A 21868-nucleotide genomic window follows, 5' to 3' on the forward strand; every position below is an offset into this window, starting at 1 on the left:
ATCCTGTCTGACAGGTATTGTTATGCCGAGGTTTTTCATGCACGCCACACGCCGTGAAGTCTTCAAGTCCAGCCTGGCCGCCGCTGCCTCTGCAGTGCTTCCCAATCCCAGGTCACACAGCCCCCACCGCGCCGTAACGCCCTCCGAGCTGCAGGCCAACTACGCCAAGTGCGACGCTGCGGCAGCCTTACCGGTCTTCAAGCGCGAACTCTTCCCCGACCCCGTTCTCATCGACACCATCGAGCTCCTGCACTACAAGAAGAGCTGGCTCTGCCGCGTCCGCTCCAGAGACGGCGCCGAAGGTCTCTCCATCTCCAACTCGCAGCAGATGGAGGTGCTCTATCCCCTCTTCGTCCAGCGCATCGCGCCCTACTTCCTCGGCCGGGACGCCCGCGATCTCGAAGCCCTGATGGAAGAGGTCACGGTCTACGAGAGCAACTACAAGGCCACCGGGCTCGCCATCTTCGTCCCCATGGCAACGCTCGAGTTCGCCATCCTCGATATGTTCGGCAAGATGTCCAAGCGCTCCATCGGCCTGCTCATCTCGGACAAGATCTATAACCCGAAGATCAATGTCTACCAGGCCAACGGCGAGCGCTACATCACGCCCGAGCTCACGATCGAGCACCTGCAGCGCGACGTCGCCATCTCCAAAGCCAAGGCGATCAAGTTCAAACTGGGCGGTCGCATGTCGCACGCGGAGACCCCCGCCGGTCGCAGCGAAAAGCTCATCCCACTGGTGCGCAAGACCTTCGGCGACCAGATGGTGATCTCCGCCGACGCCAACGGCTCCTACACCGCTGCCGAAGCCATTCCCATCGGCAGGCTGATGCAGGAGTACAAGTACGCCTTCTACGAAGAGCCCGTCCCCTTCGACTGGTATGAAGACCTCAAGACAGTCGCCGATGCACTCGACATCCCCATGGCGCTGGGCGAGCAGGAGCCCTCCACCCACAACTTCCGCTGGGTGCTCGCGAATAATTCTGTCGGCATCGTCCAGCAGGACATGTTCTACTTCGGCGGGATGATCCGCTGCATGCGCGTCGCGCGGATGGCTGCGGCACTGGGCAAGCAGTGCATCCCGCACATCTCGTCCACCGGCCTCGGCTACCTGTACATGATGCACTTCGTCTCGGCGATCCCGAACTCCGGGCCGTACCACGAGTTCAAGGAGTTCAATAACGACCTGCCTTACACGTGCGCCACCAGCACCCTGCGCTCGGACGATAACGGAGCCATCACCGTCCCTACCAGTCCGGGCGTCGGCGTCGAGATCGATCCGGCTTACATCGCGAAGCACGAGGTCATGAAAGCGGTCCGGCCGGCAAACTTCAAGGACGCCGTATGATGCTCTTCGCTCCCCTGCTTCTCATCGCCGCAGCCATGGGCCAGGCCACAGCCTCCGCGCCAAAGCCTGATGTCGTGATCTGGCCGCATGGCGTCTCGCCGCTCGGCATCAAGCACAAGGAGAACTTCGGCAACCACGGCCTCTCCATCACTGTCCATGACACCAGTGGCATCGCCGAGGTCCACCAGGCCACCGCCGACGTCATGATTGTGCAGAGCGGGGAAGCGACGCTCGTCTATGGCGGCGAGGTCATCGACGCCCACTCTCCCTCGCCCAACGAAGTTCGCGGCACCGGCATTCGCAACGGCACCTCCGTACACATCACTGCGGGAGACGTCATTCACTTCCCTGCCGGCATGCCGCATCAATGGCTCCTCGAACCCGGCAAGCAGATCACCTACCTCGTCGTTCACGTCGAAGAACCCACCGCCGCCAAGCCATGAAGCTCCTCTCTGCAACGCTCCTTCTCGCCGCGACCTTCGCCACTCATGCGCAAACCACCACGCCTGCGCAACTGGAACAGTGGCGTGAGCAATCTGTGCACGCACTCTTCATCGACTCGCCGTTGCCTCCGCTCAAGCCACAGAGCTTCGGCAGCTTCGTTGCAGCACCCGGCGTTCGTGTCGAACACATCACCTTCGGCACGCAGTACGGCATGCGAGTGCCGGCGATCGTCTATGCTCCTGCACACCCCAAAGGCCGTGTCCCGGCGCTCGTCGTGGTCAACGGCCACGGTGGCGACAAGAGCTCCTGGTACGCCGTCTACACCGGCCTGCTCTACGCCAGCGCGGGTGCGGTCGTCGTAACCTACGACCCCATCGGCGAGTTCGAGCGTACCCCCTCGCGCGGCTCCGAAGTCGGCGAGCATGACAAGCCCATCCCCGGCCTCAACCATCCTGAACGCGTCGGCGGCCTCATGATCGAGGACGCGATGCAAGCCGTGCGCTACGCGGCCTCGCGGCATGAGGTCGATCCTAAACGCATCGCGCTGCTTGGCTACTCGATGGGCTCGTTCCACGCTTCATTGGCAGCAGCGCTGGCCGGGCCGCAACTCCCGCACATCCGAGCACTGGTGCTCTCCGGCGGCGGCGACCTCGACGGTAACGGCGGCTCCTGGGACTCCAGCACCAAAATCAACTGCCAGGGTGGTCCCTACCGCGCGCTCAGCTTCATGCCCGACAAAGGCGCGGACCTCTACGCCCTGCGCGCCCGCTCCGGCCCCACATTGGTCCTCAACGGAACCGTGGACTCGCTGGTCGCTCGGCCCAATCACTTTGAGCCTTTCTTCAACGACCTTCGCAGCCGCATCGCATCCCTGACCGGTTCGCAAACCAACCTGCCCGAGACCCTCTGGTTCCCCGGGGTCGGCCATCGTCCCAGTTGGATGACGCGGCCCGCCGCTCTCTGGCTCAACTACCAGCTGCACTTCCCCAACTGGACCGACGCCGAGATTGAGGCCTTCCCCACGATTCGCGTGGCGGACTGGGTCGCAAAGACCGGCGTTCGCATCTCCCATGGCTACCAGGTCGAGCAGAAAGAAGGTGGAATCCCGGCGCTCGATCTCCAGCTCCCGGGTCTTACCCGCGAGCAACTGCAGGCCGTACCCGAAGCCGTCTGGCAGAAGGATCGCAGCCGCTACACGCTCGAAGGCTGGACGCCCCGGGCGCTCGCCGCAGACCATGGCGGGGAATCCACCGCCGCGTCCTCGGTACAATCGCAGCATCCATGAACTCTGCGAACCCGCTCGAACAAACCATTGAAAAGTTCTTTGCCGAAGGCCCCGCGGCCATCGGCAACACTGAAGCCCTCGACGCCTTCCTCCAGCTCCGTGAAGGCCTGGAGGCCGGCACTCTCCGCTCCGCCGAACCTGACGCCTCGCAGCCCACGGGCTGGCGCGTCAATGCCTGGGTCAAGCGCGGCATCCTGCTCGGCTTCCGGCTGGGCCACCTGGTCTCTATCGGCGAGGACGCTGTCCTGTCCTGCGTCGACAAGCACACCTACCCCACGCGCCGCTTTACGCCTGAGCAGAACATCCGCATCGTGACCGGCGGCAGCGCCGTTCGCGCCGGAGCGTATCTCGCCTCGGGAGTCGTCGTTGTCCCGCCCGCCTATATCAACACCGGCGCTTACGTCGACGAAGGCACCATGGTCGACTCGCATGCCCTGGTTGGCTCCTGCGCGCAGATCGGCAAGCGCGTACACCTTTCTGCCGCAGCGCAGATTGGTGGAGTGCTCGAACCCGTGAACGCCTCGCCGGTCATCATCGAAGACGACGCGCTCATCGGCGGCAACACCGGCGTCTACGAAGGCACCATCGTCCGTTCACGCGCAGTGCTCGCCGCCGGAGTCATCCTCACCCGGGGCACACCGGTCTACGACCTGCCCAACAACACCATCCTCAAGGCCACCGCCGAGACACCCCTGATCATCCCCTCGGGAGCCGTCGTCGTCGCCGGTTCGCGAGCCATTCAGAGCGGCCCCGGCAAAGAACTCGGCCTCAGCGTCTACACCCCCATCATCGTGAAGTATCGCGATGAGAAGACAGATTTGTCGACAGCGCTTGAGGATTTGCTGCGGTAGGCGATATTTTGCCTTTCTTTCTGTCATTCCCTGCGGGATGACAGAAAGAAAGGCAAGAGCAATCCCTGGGAACTCTCCAGGTTCCATCTGCGTACTCACTGAAGAAAGGAGTTCGTCCCCTCCATGAAACTGCTTCTCTTCTGCCTTCTTCTCGTCATCTGCTGGCCCGCTGCGCTGCTTGCGCTGATTCTCTACCCCTTCATCTGGCTGGTCCTGCTGCCCTTCCGCCTCGTCGGAATCGCGGTCAGCGGCGTCTTCGAACTGATCTCCGCGATCTTCACGCTTCCGGCCCGCGTTCTTCGTGCGATCTAGCGTAAAACCCGCTAATCGCCTGCCCTGTGCGTCTAACGGCCACTTCCTGCGCTAGACTGAAAGTCCATGGCTTTAGAAAAACTGCAAATGATCCCCCTCGGCGGACTCGGCGAGTTCGGCATGAACTGCCTGGCTCTCCGATTCGGCGACGATATCCTCGTTATCGACGCCGGCCTGATGTTCCCTGAAGAAGAGCTGCTGGGCGTCGACATCGTCGTCCCTGACATCAGCTACCTCATCGAAAACCGTTCCATGGTCCGCGGCATCGTGCTCACGCACGGCCACGAGGACCACATCGGCGGCCTTCCCTGGATTCTGTCCGAGCTCAACGTTCCGGTCTACGGCACCGAGTTCACGCTCGCCTATGTCGAAGGCAAGCTCGACGAGCACCGCCTGCTCGACGACGCCGAGCTCATCGAGATCCTTCCCGGCAAGCGCTTCACCCTCGGGCCGTTCAGCGTCATGCCCATCCGGGTTACGCATTCGCTCGTCGATTGTGTCTCGCTCGCGATCCATACGCCCGTCGGCATCGTGCTGCACACCGGCGACTTCAAGATCGACCTCTCCTCTCCGGACGGCCACCCCTTCGATCTGCAGGCCTTCGCCGACCTCGGCAAACAGGGCGTGCTCGCTCTTCTGCAGGACTCCACCAACGTCGACCGTCCCGGCTTCACGCCCGGCGAAAAGGCCGTGATCCCACGCCTCGACGACATCTTTGCCGCGACCAAGAAGAAGATCTTCTTCTCCTGCTTCTCGTCGTCGATCCACCGCATCAAGATCGCCATGGAGCTCGCACACAAGCATGGCCGCAAGGTCGCGCTCGTCGGCCGCTCCATCGATAACTCGACGGAGATCGCGCAGGATCTCGGCTACATCGATCCGCCGCAGGGCCTCATCATCCACCCCGGGCAGATCCGCGACTTCGCTCCGGACAAGCTCTGCATCCTCATCTCCGGCACCCAGGGCGAGCCCATGTCCGCGCTCTCGCGCGCGGCGGTGGACAACCACAAGTTCGCGAAGATCGATCCAGGCGATACCGTCCTGCTCAGCTCCCGCATCATCCCCGGCAACGAGAAGGGCATCTACCGCGTTATCGACCATCTCGAGCGGCGGGATGCTCGTGTCATCCATGACGACGGCACCAACGGTCTGATCCACGTCTCCGGCCACGGCTCGCAGGAAGAGCTTCGCCTGATGATCAACCTCGTCAAGCCGAAGTTCTTCATCCCCGTGCACGGCGACTACCGCCATCTCAAGCGCCACGTCGAGCTCGCTCTTTCGACCGGTGTCCCCGAGAAGGTCATCCTGCTCGAAGACGGCGATGTGCTCACGCTCGACAAGGACTCCGCACAGAAGACCGGCAAGGTCACCACCGGTCGCGTCTGCATCGACAACAACTCTACGGCCGACGTCGTCGAAGACACCGTCATCCGCGACCGCAAGCATCTTGGCGAAGACGGTCTCTTCCTGCCGATCATCGCGATCAACAAACGCACCGGCGCGATCGAAGGCCAGCCCGAGATCACCACGCGCGGCTTCGCAGCCGATGATCCCGATCTGCTCCGCAATGCACGCGATATCGTCGTGCGTACCCTGGAGCAGTCCAGCGAAGAAGAGCGCCGCGACTATGGCGTGATGAAAGACAAGATCCGCGGCGACCTCAAGCGCTTCATTCAGAAGAACGCCAATCGCCGTCCGTTGATCATGCCCATCATCCTGGAGTTGTAATACCGGAGCTGTAACCCCTGCCCGGATGCTTTTGTTCTTCTCTCTGTCAGTTCGGCAGAGAGAAGAACAAAAGAAATCATTCCCACAATGCAAGAGTTCACGGAGCAGGGTTATCCTACTCGCGTGCTATTGCGCTCTGGTGGAGATCCTTCATGCTCAGGCCCCGACTTGCCATCCTTGTCTCCGTTTGCCTCTTGTCTGCAGCAACCTGCCTCTGGGCGACGACGCGGAAGGCCGGTCTGTGGGAACTGACCACGACCATGACCTGGCAGCAGTCTCCGCTTCCCTCGGGCATCATTCCTCCCGGCGGAGAGCCGCACACCACGCTGGTCTGCCTGACCCAGCAGCAGCTGGCACAATATGGTTCCGTTCTCCCCCAGGTAGCCGGTTGCCAGATATCGAATGTGGCCGTCAAAGCGAATAGTGTGACGGCGGATATGGTCTGCTCCGGCAAGATGACCGGTAAGGGAACCCTGGAGTCCTCCTGGAGCGACGACAGCCATGCTACGGGCACGGTCCACTTCCTCGGATCGATTCAAGTCGGCACAGACAGTAAGACCATCGAGTGGACCAACCACTCTTCCTCGGTATTCAAAAGTGCCGACTGCGGTGCGGTAAAACCCACGCCTCCAGCTCAATAGAGCAGCCTTTCTGTCCGCAGATCGTGTCTGACCAATCGACGACTACGCTTTTGCCATTGTCTCTGAGATAGGCCCGGGGCTCACAGGCTGCGGAAAAGGCCCCATTTGATCTTTAGGGCCAACGGCCCGTTTCATATCAGCCTGGGGCAAAGCGAACCCGGGTCAACACGCGACAGCGTGGTGGCTCGGGGAGCGACGCCCCAGGTTAGTGCAGGAGAAGAAAGCCGAGGGCTGTAAGCCCGACTCATCTTCTGCGCAGGGCACGATGAATCGGGCTTACAGCCCTCTGCTTTCGAGTTGACCCTGTACCTGGGGCTACGCTTGCAGCGAGCTAGAAACCGCTCGCTGCTCCGCTCCACCCCAGGCTGGGATGAAACGGGCCCTTGGCCCTAAGATCAAATGCGATTCCGTAGCCTGTGAAGTCGCACCCCATAAAAACTCTCTTGAAGAGAAACAGCCATGAACGTTCCCATTTCTTCTCTGAGGGATACCCGTCCGTTTTGCGGATGATTACCTACAAATAACCATATTTTGCGCAGTTCCCTGCTCGGAACATGCCCGAATATGAATTTAACGAAAATGGCATGTATATTGCATGTTAACGATCATCCCAGGCGGGCTGTCCTTCTTCTGAAGAGGCTGCAATCCAGCTCACTGGACCCACTCACAACGATTTCTGCCAGTGTTACGAGTTTTTCTACCCATACCTTCTTAAGGAGCTCCATGCGTCGAAGCTTTATAGGATCCGTACTCCTGTTCATACTTTTTGCAGTGCCCGCAATCATCTATGCGCAGACAACTGCCTCAGTAAATGGTACCGTTACCGACCCGTCGGATGCAGTCATTCCCGGCGCCACGGTTGTTCTCTCCAAAGCTTCGACCGGTGTTCGCTACGAGGTCAAGTCGGATTCGGCTGGCTCCTATCACTTCGCGAGCGTTCCCCCGGGCCCCGGGTATTCGTTGGAGTTCAGCGCTCCGGGCTTCTCCCCGTTCAAGATCAACGATATCTATGTAAACGTTGCAAACTCTCGTACGCAGAACGCAAAGCTGACTGTCGGCATCTCGACGGTGGAAGTGCAGGTCACCGATTCATCAGACGTGACGCTCAACACGACCGACGCCAGCATCGGCAACAACTTCCAGGTATCGAAGTTGCAAGATCTGCCCGTGTATGACCGCAGCACGCCAAGCGTGCTCTTTAGCCTGCAGCCCGGCATTACTTCAAGCGGTGCCACCACCGGCGCACGCACCGACCAAAACAATGTTACGGTCGACGGCCTGGACGTAAACGATGTCTCCAACGGTACCTTCGCCTCAATCACGGGCAACGCCCCGGTCGACTCGATCCAGGAGTTCCGCGGTACCACCGGCGGTTTCACCGCGGACAATGGTCCGGGCGGTGGCGGTCAGTTCCAACTCATCACCCGCAGCGGCTCGAACCAGTGGCACGGCAACATCAACGAGTATCATCGCGACAACTCCACCACGGCGAATAACTGGTTCGATGCCAATGAGGGTGTTCCTCAGCCGGAGCTGGTCCAAAACCAGTTCGGCGGTGCCGTGGGCGGTCCGATCCTGCACGACAAGCTTTTCTTCTTCTTCAATTTTCTGGACTCGCGCATCGCGCAGCAGGCAACAGTAGAGCGTACGGTTCCTCTCCCCTCCTTAGCTGCGGGCACCATCTCCTACATCAACAACAATACGGGCTGCACTGACTCTTCTCGACAGAACACCGCCGCGAACTGCATCTCTTCTCTTACCCCTGCCCAGGTGCAGCAGATCGATCCGGCCCATGTGGGAGAAAGCCCGCAGATCCTTGCCCTCTTCCAAAACCGCTATCCGGCACCAAACGATCTGAGCCACGGCGACGGAGTGAACACTGCAGGCTTCCGTTTTAATTCGCCGGAGCCCGACAATCTAACCAACTACACAGGACGAGTTGACTATGCCTTTACCCCGCAGATCAAGTTCTTCGGTATAGGCAACGTCACTCGTCAAAACGCGGTACAGTCAAACGGCTTGCAGCAGTTCCCCGGCGATCCTCCGTCACAGCAGTTCGTCGACCGCAGCTATAGATATGCAGCCGGCATGGACTGGGAGATTAGCCAATCGAAGTTCAACCAGCTCACCTATGGAAGCACCGTGCAGGACTTTGACGACTCGCGACCCTCAAATGTCGAGGGGCTTTACCACGTCGATTTTTTCAATGGTTTCACTCCCACGCTTGTGGACGATCCTTACTCCAACCCCTCGGGCGCGACTTCTCGCCACGTGATCATCTCGCAGGTGAATGACAACTTTACCTGGACCCTCGGACGTCACCAGTTGCAGCTGGGCGGCTACTTCAAGTGGATTCACTTCATGAACAGCACCACCAGTGGCTACGACACCTATAACATCGGTCTCGGCGGCCACCTCAGTGGCATTCCTCAACTTGAACCGAAGAACATTCTGCCAGCGGATAGCACGGCATCGGAGGATTTCGACAACGCCTTTGTCTCTTCACTGGGACGTCTTGCGAGCACCGCCGGCACCTTCAACTATGACGTCAACGGCAACGCACTGGCGCAACCTTCTTCCTCCATTCGCAAATGGGTCGACTACCAGACACAGTCCTATATCAGCGATAGCTGGAAGATCACTCCGCAGCTTACGATCAATGCGGGCTTAAACTACCAGTTCTTTACGGTGCCCTATGAGAGCCAGGGTCTTGAAACCATCCAGACCACGGGCTTCGACCAGTACTTTGATGCTCGCCTGAAGCAGAGTGCGGCCGGCATCTCGGGCAACAACGCTGTGCCGTTTATTACCTATGTGCTAGGCGGCAAAAAGAACAACGGCCCGGGGTTCTACAAGTCAAACTTGCTGGACTTCGCTCCGCACCTGGCCTTAGCGTATACACCTGGCTTCGATCCATCCACGGTCTTCAACGCCAGCGCGAGCCTCGTCTATGACCGCACCGTCATCAACGCGATTCTGAATCAGCAGATTGAGTACTCCTATCTGTTCCAGCAGAACGTCACCAATCAGAATGGCAATGTTAACGACCCAACCGGCTCCGTCGCCAACGACCCGCGCATCGCTTCTGCACCGACCGTAGCGGCCCCCCCTACCCCCAAGGCTCCCTTCCAACCCTGGGTCACCAACGGTGTTCCCAATGGCCTGCAAGGAGGCCAATTCAACACCACGGTCGATCCAAACCTCAAGACGCCGTATTCCATCCTGCTCAGCTTTGGCATGCAGCACCAGTTCAAGGGTTCTACCGTGCTCAAGGTCAACTATGTCGGTCGTCTTGGCCGCAGACTGCTGGCGCAGGGCGACGCCGCCCAGCTGATCGACTTCCCCGATGCCGCATCGGGCCAGACGATGAACCAGGCCATGCAGAACATCGAGCGTGAAGTTCGTGCTGGAAAGAGCGCGAATAACCTGCCTGCGGAACCCTGGTTCGAACATCAGCTCGCCAGCAACTTTAAGAGCAGCGGGTCGACAATCTACCCGAATAACACCTCAGCTGCCGCTTCCTCTAATACAGATCTGGTCAGGGTTGGCGACTTCGGCGATTTCATCCAGGCGCTCTCTCCCTACCTGCAGCCCAACGTGGGTATGTCCGCCCAGTTCGGCGAAAATACCTTTTTCACCAACAAGGGTTTCTCCAGTTATAACGGCCTGCTCGTCACGCTGCAGAAGAACCTGAGCCAGGGGCTGCAGTTCGACGTGAACTATACCTGGTCGCACTCCATTGACAACACGTCAGAGGTAGCGGTCGACGGCGCCGGCGACGGATATGGGTTTATCTGCGATCTCGTGCATCCGCGTGCGTGCCGTGGCAACTCTGACTTTGACACCACACACTACATCACCAGCGACGTAACCTATGCGCTGCCCTTCGGTCGCGGACGCAAGTTCGGCGCTACTCTGCCGCGGTTTGCCGACGAACTGATCGGTGGTTGGAGCGTGAGCGGTATTCCGTCCTGGCACAGCGGGCAGGCATGGTCACCTCTCTCAGGTGCCTTCGTCGCCGGCTTCGCAAACAATGCCCCAGCTATCTTCAATGGCGATAAAAACGCCATTAAGCGTGGCATTCACAAAGGGGCGGATGGCTCGCCGAATGTCTTTGCTGATCCCACTGCAGCAGTGAATGCGTTCTCCGGGCCGCTCGGGCTTAGCATAGGAAGCCGCAACATCCTTCGTGGCCCCGAGTTCTTCAACATGGATGCAGGGCTGGCTAAGACCTTCGCGATCATCCCGTCCAGGAACATAAATTTCAAGTTCCGTGCTGATGCCTTCAATGTCTTGAATCATCCCAACTTTGACGATCTTGACTATGGAAGCTATAGCGGGCAAACCACCATCACCGCTACGAGCAACTTCGGTCAGCTCACCGCAACCAACGGAAACCCTCGCGTGCTGCAACTCTCAGGCCGCATCGAGTTCTAAGCACTCCCGGACAACAAAGGGCCGCGGGTTTCCCCGCGGCCCTTTGTTATATGCGGTGCAATTGAACTTAGACTAGTTCTTCGCTGCCGGGCTGCTCGACTTCGGAGTAGTCGCAGCCATCTGCTTTGCCTCGTCTTCCATCAAAGCCTTTAGCTTCGGCTGGACATCGACCATCCGCGACTGTGTAAGCTGCATCGCAGAAGACATCAGTTGCGGCATCTTGTTCAATACCGCCTGGCCCGTCGGAGATTTATAGAACGTGACCATTCCGTCAATCTCGTCCTCGGTAAAGTTCTGCGCATAGAGCGTCACGAACTGCGGCTCCATAGCCTTCCAGCCCATACTGTCGATCACGATCTGCATAGCCTTCGCCTGGTAGTCCGTCACGATCTTCTTCTGCTCCGGCGTCATCGAATCGGCCCCAGGCTGCTGCTGCATCATCTGCTCGGTCTGTCCCTTCACCGCCTCCATCATCTGATCCATCATGCGATCCATATGCATGACGCTGACAAGCTCTTCCACCTTCGCACGCTTGGACGCCTCATCGGCATGTGCCACACAGGGAGCCACGGCCAGGGCCAGCACCAGGACTACAACCCAGCGCTGCATCAAATTCTTCTTAGTTCTCACGATTTACTGCTCCTTATTTCCCAGCGGTTTGCGTGCAAAGTAGTAGAGACTGAAAGCCAGCAGCGCGAACGCCACGCAACTGACCCAATCCTTGTAGAGGGGATTTGTCGTGCTGAAATGCGGCGTCGGACGATGCGTCACAAACTCTTCCAACAGCTTCAGTCCCACACCTGCCAAACCCATGATGCCGCCCGCTGCGATCAAGCCTGAGGCCAGCAGGCTTCCGGACGAGACCTCATTCTCGGCTTCGCTCTTCTCCCCTTCGCCGGCCTTCGCCGCCGCCCGATCCACCAGCCAGCGCACGACGCCGCCGCAGAAGATCGCCAGCGTAGTGCCGATGGAGAGATACGCTCCCACCGCAAAGGTAAGCGACCGTATTCCCAGCAGCTCAATGCCAATGACCAGGGCCACTCCCAGTAGCACCAGGCTCCACGGCAGCTTACGGCTCAGGATGCCGTTGATGACCGTCGCCATCAGACGTCCCTGAGGCGCCGCAACCTCCTCGCTTCCGATGCCCTGTACCCACTGGATCTCAATCTGCTTCGTCGCGGGATTGTAGAGATACTTGCCATCCTCCAGCGTCGACGACCCGATGGAGTTGAGCAGCTCATACTGCCTGCCGTTCGAAACGGAGCCACCCGTTCCCTTCGCCTTCGATCCCCACGGCGTCAGGCTGAAGGTGTCGCGCTTGAAGGCTCCCTGGTCCTGCACGCCATCCGGCAGCGTGGCGAGCGTCATGGCACGTGGCTGCGGCAGCTTTTGAAAGCTCTCGAACCCGTTGTTCATCGCGGTAAGCGTCGGGCCAATGGCAAAGACCGAGACGATCACCCCTACCATCACCGCAAGCTGCTGCTTCCAGGGAGTCGCCCCGATCAGATAACCAGTCTTCAGATCCTGGGACGTATCGCCCGCATTCGAGGCGGCAACGCAGACCATGCCGCCGATCGTAATCGCCAGCGCGCCAAATGCCGGGGCCGTCCACCCCTTCACCAGGAAGATCGCGGCAGTCGCCATCAGGGTAGCAATCGTCATGCCCGACACCGGGCTCGCGCTCGATCCCACGATGCCCACAATGCGCGCACTCACCGTCACGAACAGGAAGCCGAAGACGATCACCAGCAGCGAGGCCGCGATATTCGCCAGCCAACCAACCTGGGCTCCGGGAACGGGCTTGAACTGAAGGAACAGGAACATCAGCACGATCAACAGAACGCTGCCGCCGACCACTACGCTCATCGGCATGTCGCGTTCCGTACGGCTTTCCGTCTCAACCTCCGCAGTCTTGCTCTTCCCCATCTTCGCGAAACCGGAGGTCAGCGCTCCGATAATCGTCGGCGCAGTGCGTAACAATGTAATCAGACCGCTCGCCGCCACCGCGCCCGCGCCCATGGGCCGCACATAGGTCTTCCACAGATCGCTGGGGCTCATCATGCTGATCGGCACGGTGCCCGGATACAGCGGCCCGCTCAGGTGCTTACCGAAGAAGACGATCGCGGGCATCAGCACCAACCAGGAAAAGACGCCGCCCGCCAGCATGATCGCCGACACACGAATCCCGATGATGTACCCCACGCCCAGGTACTCCGGCGTAACGTCCGCGCGGAGTGCCGCACCCTTCAAAACCTGCTGCCCGTTGGGATCGAAGTTCGGCTGATAGTTAGGCGTGCCCGGAAACAGCCCCAACAGGTTCTCATTCTGGAAGAGCGTATAGAGTCCGCCCAATCCCAGCCCCAGAAACACCCGGCTGGCAAACGACCCGCCGCGCTCGCCCGCCTGTAATACGTCCGCGCAGGCAGTGCCCTCGGGATAGACCAGCGTCCCATGCTCCTCGACGATCAACTGCCGCCGCAGCGGGATCATGAACAGCACGCCCAACCAGCCGCCAAACAGTGCCAGGGCGAAGATGCGAGAGGCCTCCAGATCGAAGCCCAGGAAGATAAGCGCCGGAAGCGTAAAGATCACGCCCGAGGCGATCGACTGGCCGGCATTGCCGGTCGTCTGCACAATATTGTTTTCCAGAATCGACGCCCTGCCGAAGACCCGCAGGATCGAGATCGACAGCACCGAGATCGGGATGCTGGCCGCCACGGTCAGACCAGCCCGCAGGCCGACATAAACCGTGACCGCGCCAAAGATGACGCCAAAGATCGAACCGAGCAGCAACGCCCGGAATGACAGCTCCTTCCGATTCTCAGAAGCGGGCACAAAGGGGCGGAAGGTTGAGGGTACAGCCATCAGACAGGGTCTCCCAAAGGTAAAACAGAGTTAGCAGCGTTGGATGGGAGTGTATCAGCGTGGCTTGACCGCTTGCTTGGACGAGCAGCTACCCGGCGATCTTCAGCGTCCGCCCATGCCGGCAGACGATCGCCAGCCGTTCCGAACCCAGAATCTTCTTGGCCTGTCCGCGGGCATGGCTGGCCCAGGGCCCGGAGGGGTCCAGGCGAACATACGTCGTCCAGTGCCGCAACGCCCGCCGCGGCTCCTTGACCCGTTCATAGGCCAGCGCGAGGTTATAGTGCGCGTCCGCATACTGGGGAACGAGCTCCACGGCCCGCTCGTAGGCTGTAATGGCCTCGGCCAGGCGCTGCTGCTCATCCAGCACATTGCCAAGGTCGAAGAAGGCCAGCGCATACTCGGGATCGGCTTCGGTCGCCCGGCGGTAGAAGGCCTCCGCCGCCTCGTAATCGCGCGCGTTGTAGCGGATGGTGCCCAGGTTGATCGCCGCCGCCGCATGGTTCGGCTGCATCTCGAGAATCGTCTCGTAGAGCACCTTGGCATCGCCCAGCGTCTCGCCGCGCTCTTCCAGCCGCACCGCGCGCAGGAACATGTCCTGTACTTCATTGGAGAGCCGTGAAGGAGCCTGCCCGTTCGCTCGGACGATGAGCATTCCCGCACAGGGAGTCAGTTCAAAATCGAACGCCATCTGGCGCGTCACCGGGTTGACCAGCGCTCCCCACTGCCGGAAGGCCACTCCCGATCCCGAGCGTACCGCCGCAAACTCCTGCAGCGGATTGGCCATGCCAGCGACCTTCTGCATCGCGTCCACCGACCGCCGGATACTCTTCACGGAGATGCGGGTCGCGGTCAGATCGCGCAGTTTGCGTAACTGTACGAGTTCGTCAAAGGAGTAATCGTCTGAAGAAGCCACCAGTCCGGCGCGCTCCCAGGTGGCAAGCTGGCGGGCTGGTAAGCGGAGGATGCGCAGAACGTCTTCTCGGCAGTATCGGCTCACGGCGCTCGTCTCTCGGTACAAGGCTGCCGCCCCACGCGGCTAGACTCTGATGCGAGTATGCGGGCCAACCCTCCGTCATTCAAGGGGGTTGTGAGGCTATACAGAAGATTTCAGTGGATATCTAGAACCAAAACAGGTTCAGGAGGGTAAAAAATGGAGCCGACGAGCGGACTTGAACCGCTGACCTGCTGATTACGAAACGACCGGGTCTTGCGTAAGTTGTTGCGAGTTATAGAACGTTACAGGCGGTTTTGAGGTGTTTAGGGGCGTATCTGGAGCTGTCTGTACAGCAGTTGTACAGCAGTTTGACCTGGTGAATTAAGGTCATCGTGTCAACACTTATATCGTTATGCTCGAAGAATTCCTATTGTCTGCGCCTACATTTATGCATCACGCGACAGCGCAATAGGACCATGCGAGATTACCCGTTGGTGGCTTCGGCTCAGAAGTGACGAGAGCGAGCACGAACGAAAGCAGGAGAAGTCCAGGTTCCAGCGCCTTGCGACAAGAGACCGCAAGTAATGCGAATGTCATACCCATATAAGTTGTTAAATAATTAGCATGCACAGCAGGATTCGAACCTACGAGTTCCACTGTGACAGAAAAGTAGAAACTCGTAACCGTAAGAAACCAGGCGTAACGGGTGGCTCTCTGAGCGCCCTGAGGCACCATTAGGAACGCATATCGCACCCCCTATCGAACCCACGTCCTCTGTCCACCAAACCTCTGCCCTTCGACCACAGAATGGCCAGCGGAACGGACTTTCAATCCCTTTGTTGACGATTTGCACGGCATCATCACTGCCGGGTCAATTCTTGCTGCAGCGACAGCCGCCCGTTCCTGACTAAGATTGTCCCCCAGGGATTCACGGGCGTTGCAAATAAAAGGGATATGTCTATTTTCCACATCGTTCCCCACACGCGAAATAAAGGTTGGTATTCTGATTTGCGGCAGTTTGGGGATATTTTCTGCGACCCCTGCAGCGGTGCAAGAAACTATCCTATAAGGATGTCGATCTGATCTTACGCAAGGAAGGCACATGCACAAAGGTCATCTTCGTCCAAAACTCCCCCACACAACCGGCCACCATATAGATGTATTGATCCAGTTCGGAGAACTTCCGAAGTGCGACGATGCGCCTGACGACTCATCAAGAAAGTAAGCAGGTCAAACTCCCATCCCCCTCGTAAGAGTGGTGACGATATCGCGCACGGCTTCTCGATCGGATTGACTCAATCGAGAGAGCACCGTCAGTGCTGCTCCAAGCGACTCGAGCAGAACCTTTTCGTCTAAATCTGCTTGTTGAGAGCCAACTTCCACCGACATACGCCTGAGCGCTCCTCCATCGGGCGTGCCATTCACTTGATTGCGAAGGGACAAGAGTGTCCCGGAGGAATCAGTGAGGCATCGGCAATGGTGTCCGTGGCTCGTGCCAGGAGATACGCAAGGCCAATCTGATCACGCATTCCTACGGGAAGCACGCGCAGGGTGATGTAGAAAGATCGCGAGACACTTTTCAGGAGGGGGCCGAGAAGCACGGCACGAGCTGGATCAGGCATGAATTCTGGTAGTCATCCCTCCATCATTCTGCCGATAGACAAAGTTGCTGATAGTCATCTGGACAAGACAACTCAAGAAAACTATCGACGCTTAGTCCACCACCCGGTCTGTCATCCCCAACTTCAACGCCTTAGCGCCAAGCTACTGGATGAGATGGAACCCATTATGTGTGCGATCACCGCATTTTGAAAGCTCAAAGACTTCCGCCAGTAACCCGTTGAATTCCGCAACGGCGGCCTTGCAATGGAGGTCATCGATATCGGCTATGGTCTTGCCGGAAACTGTGTATTTTGGTTTCGCGATTTTCTCGTTCCAGCCGGGTATGGAGACGCCAAGGTAACTGAAGAATTGCTTGTAGCTGATACGTGATGAAGCAAATGGGCAACCAAGCTTCTGTTCGATGTCATCTATCAATTTTCTTGTATCTGAAGAACCGCGGATTCTCTTTCGTTCCATGACAAGGACTGGCAAAATGACCAGTTTTTGGGGTGCTACTCTCTGGAATGCCTCGATGGCAAGATACGTTGCCTCGAGTTCCATGTAGGCCTGTGGGGTCGGGACAATCAATACATCTGCCTGATGCACGACGGAAGCACAGTAAGCGTAGTCGCTGGTATTGCAGTCAATGAGAATGCAATCGAACTCAGTGCGCACAGGCCACGACTTCCTAAAACAAGTATCGCTGGCCCGAAATGAAGTAATGGCGGGCAGTTCTGGCGGCCGTTCGGCTAGGAGCTCGTGCAACTGCCCGACAAAATCAAGGACGAGAACCGATTTGCCGGATTTGGCAAGGACACCTGCTAGATGCAGGCATAGCGTAGTCTTTGCAACTCCCCCCTTGAAATTCATGACTGCTATGACAAAAGGTGACGCGCTGCTCGAACCCTCGTGTCGAATGTCGGACTCAAAATCCGAGAGTTCAATACCTACGACCTCTGCCACTGACGCTAGAGTAGCAGCGTGACAAAACCCGGATTTCTCTATTCGATGGATTGTCTTAGTGCTCAGACCAGAGAGCTCTGCCAGTCTTGCGCACGACAAGCATCTTTGCCTACGCGCCCTTCGAACTACTTCGATTACTTTCTTTGGATCATAGCCATGCATAGGACAATAGTGGCACGGTAAATCTTTTCCGTGTAGAGCCAGTTTGCAGACAGTTTTGACATTGCCGATGAATGCTGAAGTGTTTTTCCGACGTCAGAAGTCTCAGATCCGAGCCTCGGACCAGACTGATCTCCCGATCAATCTCATCGTCACTCAGGCTTTCTCCGGCCGCGTCTGCAATGCGCTCCGGCCGCGTCTGCAATGCGCAAGTTCTCACGAAGACTTGCCTTTGGAGATCGGCCTCTTCTGCGTTGCGGATGGCAAGCTTTGCATTGGTGAGGCAAACAATGACAGCCTGAGAGGCAACAATCTCGGCCCTTCATGACCGCGGGAAGCCTATCGCGATCTGGTTTGAAGATAGGCTCAGAGGGGGTTATATTCAGCACCACTGCAGAACAGTGGGACGCAACCAGCAGAGAGATGACTCAAGCTACCTTTTAACCACGTCCTCACCGATAAACTAGACACTGTGTCCCGTAGGAGGGCGATATGGTCGAAACGATCATGGCAGCTTTGGTTGGTGCACTAGCGTCCGGAGCAAAAGACGGTCTGACAGACGTGGCGAAGAAGGGGGTTTCCGATGGCTACGAAAAACTTAAGTCGGCCATCAAGCGCCACTCGGTCACGGGTGACGTCGCCGATGCCTTAGAGAAGGTTGAGGCCAAACCGGACTCCGAACCGCGGCGCGCAGTATTGGCCGAGGAGTTGCAAGGCTCGAGAATCGGAGCGAACGACGAGGTTATCGCCCAGGCGAACAGCCTGTTGAATCTTGTGCGTGCCCTTCCAGGAAACAATATAGGAGGGCAGGTAGCCCATGGCACTGGGATAGCTCAAGCCGACCGAAGCAGCGTTGCCAGCGTCACGATGACCGGTGATACGAACTAATGTCGGAATCGCGAACCAACAACGAGCAGATCGCAAGCGGAGTCGGCATTGCGCAGGCTACCAATGGCGCGACGGCATCGGTGTCGATAGGCTTGTCAGCAGATGAAACCGGAAACATTTTCGCGAAGATGATCGAGACTTTTGCGCGGACATTGCCGATAACTGGCGACGTGGTCCTGGCGATTCCAACGTTAAACGTGGAGGCGCCGCCTCCTCCCGAGCTACGACTGGAGCGCGCTACGCTCGAGCGACAGGCGCAGAAAGCGCTCAGTTCAGGTAAAGGGGTGTCGATTCACGGAGACATGGGTTCCGGGCGCACCGAACTGGCGAGAAGTCTGAGCATAGGGTATGGCCGCGTAGTGTGGTTGGATTTGCATGCGAACAAGCAAGTGCCTGCTGTGATGGCGCTTGAAATCGTACTGCGGGACCTGTCAGCCGACCTAATAACCGATAGCGATGCTGGCAGCAATCGCCTACTAGTCATCGACAACATCGACGACGCCATACTGGAGCCGGCATTTGAGGCCCGTATCAAGTCTTTGGCTAGCAAGGACACGTTTTTCGTTATCTTGGTTTCGCTGCATCCTCTTCCACGCAGTCTCTCAACTCTCTTCGAATGTGTTGAGGTGAATCGACTCGACGATCAAGAGATCCTGAAGCTCATGAAGCTGTATGGAGCACCGAAGGCCGTCTTTCGAGATGGCCTTCTAAATGTTGCCATCGGTGTGACGCATGGGATGCCGGACCTGGTTACTCTGCTCCTCAAAGATTGGCAGTCAAAAAGTTGGAATCTGGATGATGCCGCTTGGGAAGACACTCTCCGCTCGAACTACGCGAAAGATCTGCGCGCAGAGACTCAACGCCGGTTGCTGGCAACACAAGCGCCGGGGTCTCGAGACCTGCTGTATCGTCTCACACTGCTCAATCGCGACTTTAGCGAAAAGGAAGCAATCGCGATTGCCGAGATCGAGCCGACGATTGATCGTGCGCGCGAGCGTCTGTATTCGCTAAGCGGTAATTGGTTGCACCGCATCAAGAAGGACCGGTGGCGCACATCACCACTTCTTGCCGGTTCGGGGGACGGCAACCTGTCACGCCCGATCAGGAAGGAGATCCACTCCTCTGCCGTCCTATGGGTGTTAGCCAAGGGCACCCTGAATCAGTTCGATGTGTCCGAAGCGATTACCCACTTGATGCAAGCAGAACGATGGAACGAAGCCGCGATGGTGTATATTCGTGCGCTCGACGCGTTGCGCCTGGCTGGGGTCGATGTCCACGCGGGTATGCTATTGTCCCTTTGGAAGAGCCTGCCTTTACCGAAGGAGATGGCTCTTTGGCTGAGAATATTCATACGAGGTCTACAGGTCATCAATGGCCTTCGCCGAAATGAAGGCCATCAGCCCGCGCTGGAAGACCTCGTCTCGCTGATAGCAGATGCCCGTGAGCAACGAGACCAGATGTCGGTTTTCGCGGTTTCCGGTCTCATTGCGATGAAGTACATCGAGAAAGAACCAGGCAAAGCGCTCCCTTTCATCGCGAGTGCTCTACGGGCGGAACGGGACGGTCCCGCCGAATTGCGGCGTGAGTTGAAGGACCACAAAGCCTCGGAACTCTTCTGGGGCGCTGCGATGAGAATAAAAACCCGTGCGGACGTTCTCGCATGGATGGCTGAGGTAAATGAATTAAGTAACGACGAGCGGAACGGTTTAATGATCGCGGAATATGCCGAGCCTTCAGCGATGAGAATGTTCGACTCTTTGTGGTCCATCGAACAGGAAAAGGCTGGCGATCAACGAGACTGGCAGAGTGTTCTCGACTGTTTGAAGCGGTGCGAAGAGATTGCTTCGGACTGGAAGACACCCCTGGTATCGGCGTGTATCTTGAGGTCTCAGCTTTCCGTTCGGATCGTGCATTTGAAGGAGACGGATTCACCGCAGATTGAGGCAGAGCGATTCTACGGCGCGAATGAGTCGCACGAACTCGCGCAGTTCATCGTGTCGGACGGCTTGGCAACTTGGCTCATCGACATTGATCGGTGGGACCTTGCGTCGACATGGGTGACGCGCGCCTACCGCTTCGATAAACCGGACTTCCCATTGCATCAACAGCTCAATGCATTGCGCTATGGGCATCTTCTTCTACGCGAAGGCGCGCCGTCGGCGGTTCCCTTTGAACGTGCAATCGCGATTGGGAACTCCAGCGAGGACCTCACGTTGTTCAATCAGCTCAAGGCGCGCGCGGAGTTGGCTACGTTCTTTTGGAAGACTGGCCAGATCGGTGAGCTTTTTGCGACTTGGTCGGATGTTGTGCGCGGCTTGCTTGAACATCGTGAAGATGATGAACGCTGGAAGAACTTCTTCATGTTGGCGGCAAACAACATGTCATTTTACTCGTCGGCGCTTGCCCGGACCCAAGTTGACGAAGACTTGGTGACGGAACCGCGCCCAGGCATGTTTATCGGCGGAGTCCAATCTCTCTCCAGCCGTTATCGACCCGGATTGGTTTTTCTCATGCCAGGCGGCATGGCTCAGTGGGCGGACGAACTGGGGAAAGAGCGCGAAGCAGCAGAATGGGCGGGGATTACGGAGAAAATCGGGGGGAAGACCTCGGGGAGCGCTTTGGCTCAGATGTACCAGATGCACGCGATTCCTCTCGATGTACGGGAGCACCGTTTCATCGATGCGTTACGGCATGCGAACGAAACGGCCCTAGGGATGCTGTGTGATCTTCCCGTTGAGCTCTCTGAGGAGCGACAGGCCGAATTGGCGACAGCCAATACTAGAAGGAAAACGCAGAAGCCGTTCTCAAGGCTGGCACGACTTCATTTAGGGCTCTTTCCAGTGCTGCTGGAGATGAGCATCGGTGCAGAGCAGACACCTGCAGAAGTGCGCAAGGAGATCGAAGGGCTTCAAGACGAAGCGGAGAAACTGAGAGAGGATGACCCGGAGATTTGGGGAATTGGGCTCGATGTCCTGGCTGAAATCCTTGAGGGGCGACTGCGGTGGCAGCAGATTCAGGGGGCCCCTCCTGTCGGCAAGGATGGGCAAGCGGACATCAGGGTTCTGCTTCGCGCGTTCGGTCTCTGGGTGATCGCGGCAGATTCTGCGGAGCGCCTCCTGGTCGTACAGGCCTCTTGCATTCCTTATCTTTCGGTCTACTTCCCGCAGATGGGTCAGATTGGTACAACGATCGCAATCTCTATCGCAAGGATGTGGGCCGCAAAGATCGAACACAGTCCCTACCACTTCCGCCGACCATCCGAGACGGTCGCACAGATTCAGTCGTTGGCTTCTGAAGCGCGGATCGGTGAGATGATGCTCGTTCTCGCCGATTCAATTGGAGTTGGAACCGATGGTGAAACCCGCGAGCAATTCAAACACTACCGTCTGAGGAAACCCATAGCTGCTTGAG

Annotated in this window: 16 protein-coding genes; 10 read left to right on the forward strand and 6 right to left on the reverse strand. The window is 58.2% G+C overall.

Annotated features, from left to right (window positions below):
- Window positions 1-37 precede the first annotated feature (37 nt).
- The 8 genes from ACIX8_RS18275 (at window position 38) to ACIX8_RS18310 (ending at window position 11046) form a co-directional block, all read left to right on the forward strand.
- Entirely contained in the window at window positions 38-1348 is a 1311-nt protein-coding gene (locus ACIX8_RS18275) for a mandelate racemase/muconate lactonizing enzyme family protein (RefSeq protein ID WP_014266860.1), read from the forward strand.
- Window positions 1345-1791, forward strand: coding sequence for a cupin domain-containing protein (locus ACIX8_RS24775; protein ID WP_014266861.1), 447 nt, complete (start codon window positions 1345-1347; stop codon window positions 1789-1791). The genes ACIX8_RS18275 and ACIX8_RS24775 overlap by 4 nt, the downstream gene beginning before the upstream one ends.
- Complete coding sequence (locus ACIX8_RS18285; protein ID WP_014266862.1) at window positions 1788-3077, forward strand: alpha/beta hydrolase family protein; 1290 nt, start codon at window positions 1788-1790, stop codon at window positions 3075-3077. Before ACIX8_RS24775 ends, ACIX8_RS18285 begins: the two co-directional genes overlap by 4 nt.
- Window positions 3074-3928, forward strand: coding sequence for a 2,3,4,5-tetrahydropyridine-2,6-dicarboxylate N-succinyltransferase (locus ACIX8_RS18290; protein WP_014266863.1), 855 nt, complete (start codon window positions 3074-3076; stop codon window positions 3926-3928). Before ACIX8_RS18285 ends, ACIX8_RS18290 begins: the two co-directional genes overlap by 4 nt.
- A 123-nt stretch (window positions 3929-4051) precedes the next feature.
- On the forward strand, window positions 4052-4240 hold the full coding sequence (locus tag ACIX8_RS18295; protein WP_014266864.1) for a hypothetical protein: 189 nt from the start codon (window positions 4052-4054) through the stop codon (window positions 4238-4240).
- A 66-nt stretch (window positions 4241-4306) separates the two neighbouring features.
- Window positions 4307-5968: a ribonuclease J gene (locus tag ACIX8_RS18300; protein ID WP_014266865.1), complete on the forward strand. Its 1662-nt coding sequence runs from the start codon at window positions 4307-4309 to the stop codon at window positions 5966-5968.
- 152 nt (window positions 5969-6120) lie between these two features.
- Window positions 6121-6609 carry a DUF3617 domain-containing protein gene (locus tag ACIX8_RS18305; RefSeq protein WP_014266866.1) on the forward strand — a complete coding sequence of 163 codons (489 nt, stop codon included), beginning with the start codon at window positions 6121-6123 and terminating at the stop codon, window positions 6607-6609.
- Window positions 6610-7332: 723 nt separating this feature from the next.
- The gene (locus ACIX8_RS18310) at window positions 7333-11046 is read left to right on the forward strand and encodes a TonB-dependent receptor (RefSeq protein ID WP_014266867.1); all 3714 of its coding nucleotides are present in this window, start codon (window positions 7333-7335) and stop codon (window positions 11044-11046) included.
- 72 nt (window positions 11047-11118) lie between these two features.
- Here the strand turns inward: ACIX8_RS18310 and ACIX8_RS18315 are convergent, their stop codons facing one another.
- The 6 genes from ACIX8_RS18315 to ACIX8_RS18335 form a co-directional block, all read right to left on the reverse strand.
- On the reverse strand, window positions 11119-11676 hold the full coding sequence (locus ACIX8_RS18315; protein WP_014266868.1) for a DUF2059 domain-containing protein: 558 nt from the start codon (window positions 11674-11676) through the stop codon (window positions 11119-11121).
- 3 nt (window positions 11677-11679) lie between these two features.
- On the reverse strand, window positions 11680-13911 hold the full coding sequence (locus tag ACIX8_RS18320) for an OPT family oligopeptide transporter (protein WP_014266869.1): 2232 nt from the start codon (window positions 13909-13911) through the stop codon (window positions 11680-11682).
- An 88-nt stretch (window positions 13912-13999) separates the two neighbouring features.
- Window positions 14000-14908, reverse strand: a complete 909-nt coding sequence (locus ACIX8_RS18325; protein ID WP_014266870.1) for a tetratricopeptide repeat protein — start codon at window positions 14906-14908, stop codon at window positions 14000-14002.
- Between the two features lie 1167 nt (window positions 14909-16075).
- Window positions 16076-16234 (reverse strand): hypothetical protein, encoded by a 159-nt coding sequence (locus ACIX8_RS26255; protein WP_223295381.1) that lies wholly within the window; start codon window positions 16232-16234, stop codon window positions 16076-16078.
- A 32-nt stretch (window positions 16235-16266) separates the two neighbouring features.
- Window positions 16267-16467, reverse strand: coding sequence for a squalene/phytoene synthase family protein (locus ACIX8_RS26260; RefSeq protein ID WP_052310651.1), 201 nt, complete (start codon window positions 16465-16467; stop codon window positions 16267-16269).
- Window positions 16468-16609: 142 nt separating this feature from the next.
- A complete protein-coding gene (locus ACIX8_RS18335) occupies window positions 16610-17410 on the reverse strand; it encodes a ParA family protein (RefSeq protein ID WP_014266871.1) in 801 nt (266 codons plus the stop codon).
- 651 nt (window positions 17411-18061) lie between these two features.
- Between ACIX8_RS18335 and ACIX8_RS24785 the strand changes: the two genes are divergently transcribed.
- Both ACIX8_RS24785 and ACIX8_RS18350 read left to right on the forward strand, forming a co-directional pair.
- Window positions 18062-18457, forward strand: coding sequence for a hypothetical protein (locus ACIX8_RS24785; RefSeq protein WP_014266873.1), 396 nt, complete (start codon window positions 18062-18064; stop codon window positions 18455-18457).
- On the forward strand, window positions 18457-21867 hold the full coding sequence (locus ACIX8_RS18350; protein WP_014266874.1) for a P-loop NTPase family protein: 3411 nt from the start codon (window positions 18457-18459) through the stop codon (window positions 21865-21867). The genes ACIX8_RS24785 and ACIX8_RS18350 overlap by 1 nt, the downstream gene beginning before the upstream one ends.
- Window position 21868 lies beyond the last annotated feature (1 nt).

Source organism: Granulicella mallensis MP5ACTX8 (genome assembly GCF_000178955.2).
Taxonomy (GTDB): domain Bacteria; phylum Acidobacteriota; class Terriglobia; order Terriglobales; family Acidobacteriaceae; genus Granulicella; species Granulicella mallensis.

Bases quoted from the DNA above. Each gene is read 5' to 3' on its own strand.
- ACIX8_RS18275 (WP_014266860.1), top strand. From the start codon at position 38: ATGCACGCCACACGCCGTGAAGTCTTCAAGTCCAGCCTGGCCGCCGCT.
- ACIX8_RS24775 (WP_014266861.1), top strand. From the start codon at position 1,345: ATGATGCTCTTCGCTCCCCTGCTTCTCATCGCCGCAGCCATGGGCCAG.
- ACIX8_RS18285 (WP_014266862.1), top strand. From the start codon at position 1,788: ATGAAGCTCCTCTCTGCAACGCTCCTTCTCGCCGCGACCTTCGCCACT.
- ACIX8_RS18290 (WP_014266863.1), top strand. From the start codon at position 3,074: ATGAACTCTGCGAACCCGCTCGAACAAACCATTGAAAAGTTCTTTGCC.
- ACIX8_RS18295 (WP_014266864.1), top strand. From the start codon at position 4,052: ATGAAACTGCTTCTCTTCTGCCTTCTTCTCGTCATCTGCTGGCCCGCT.
- ACIX8_RS18300 (WP_014266865.1), top strand. From the start codon at position 4,307: ATGGCTTTAGAAAAACTGCAAATGATCCCCCTCGGCGGACTCGGCGAG.
- ACIX8_RS18305 (WP_014266866.1), top strand. From the start codon at position 6,121: ATGCTCAGGCCCCGACTTGCCATCCTTGTCTCCGTTTGCCTCTTGTCT.
- ACIX8_RS18310 (WP_014266867.1), top strand. From the start codon at position 7,333: ATGCGTCGAAGCTTTATAGGATCCGTACTCCTGTTCATACTTTTTGCA.
- ACIX8_RS18320 (WP_014266869.1), bottom strand. From the start codon at position 13,911: ATGGCTGTACCCTCAACCTTCCGCCCCTTTGTGCCCGCTTCTGAGAAT.
- ACIX8_RS26255 (WP_223295381.1), bottom strand. From the start codon at position 16,234: ATGTCGGTGGAAGTTGGCTCTCAACAAGCAGATTTAGACGAAAAGGTT.
- ACIX8_RS26260 (WP_052310651.1), bottom strand. From the start codon at position 16,467: ATGCCTGATCCAGCTCGTGCCGTGCTTCTCGGCCCCCTCCTGAAAAGT.
- ACIX8_RS24785 (WP_014266873.1), top strand. From the start codon at position 18,062: ATGGTCGAAACGATCATGGCAGCTTTGGTTGGTGCACTAGCGTCCGGA.
- ACIX8_RS18350 (WP_014266874.1), top strand. From the start codon at position 18,457: ATGTCGGAATCGCGAACCAACAACGAGCAGATCGCAAGCGGAGTCGGC.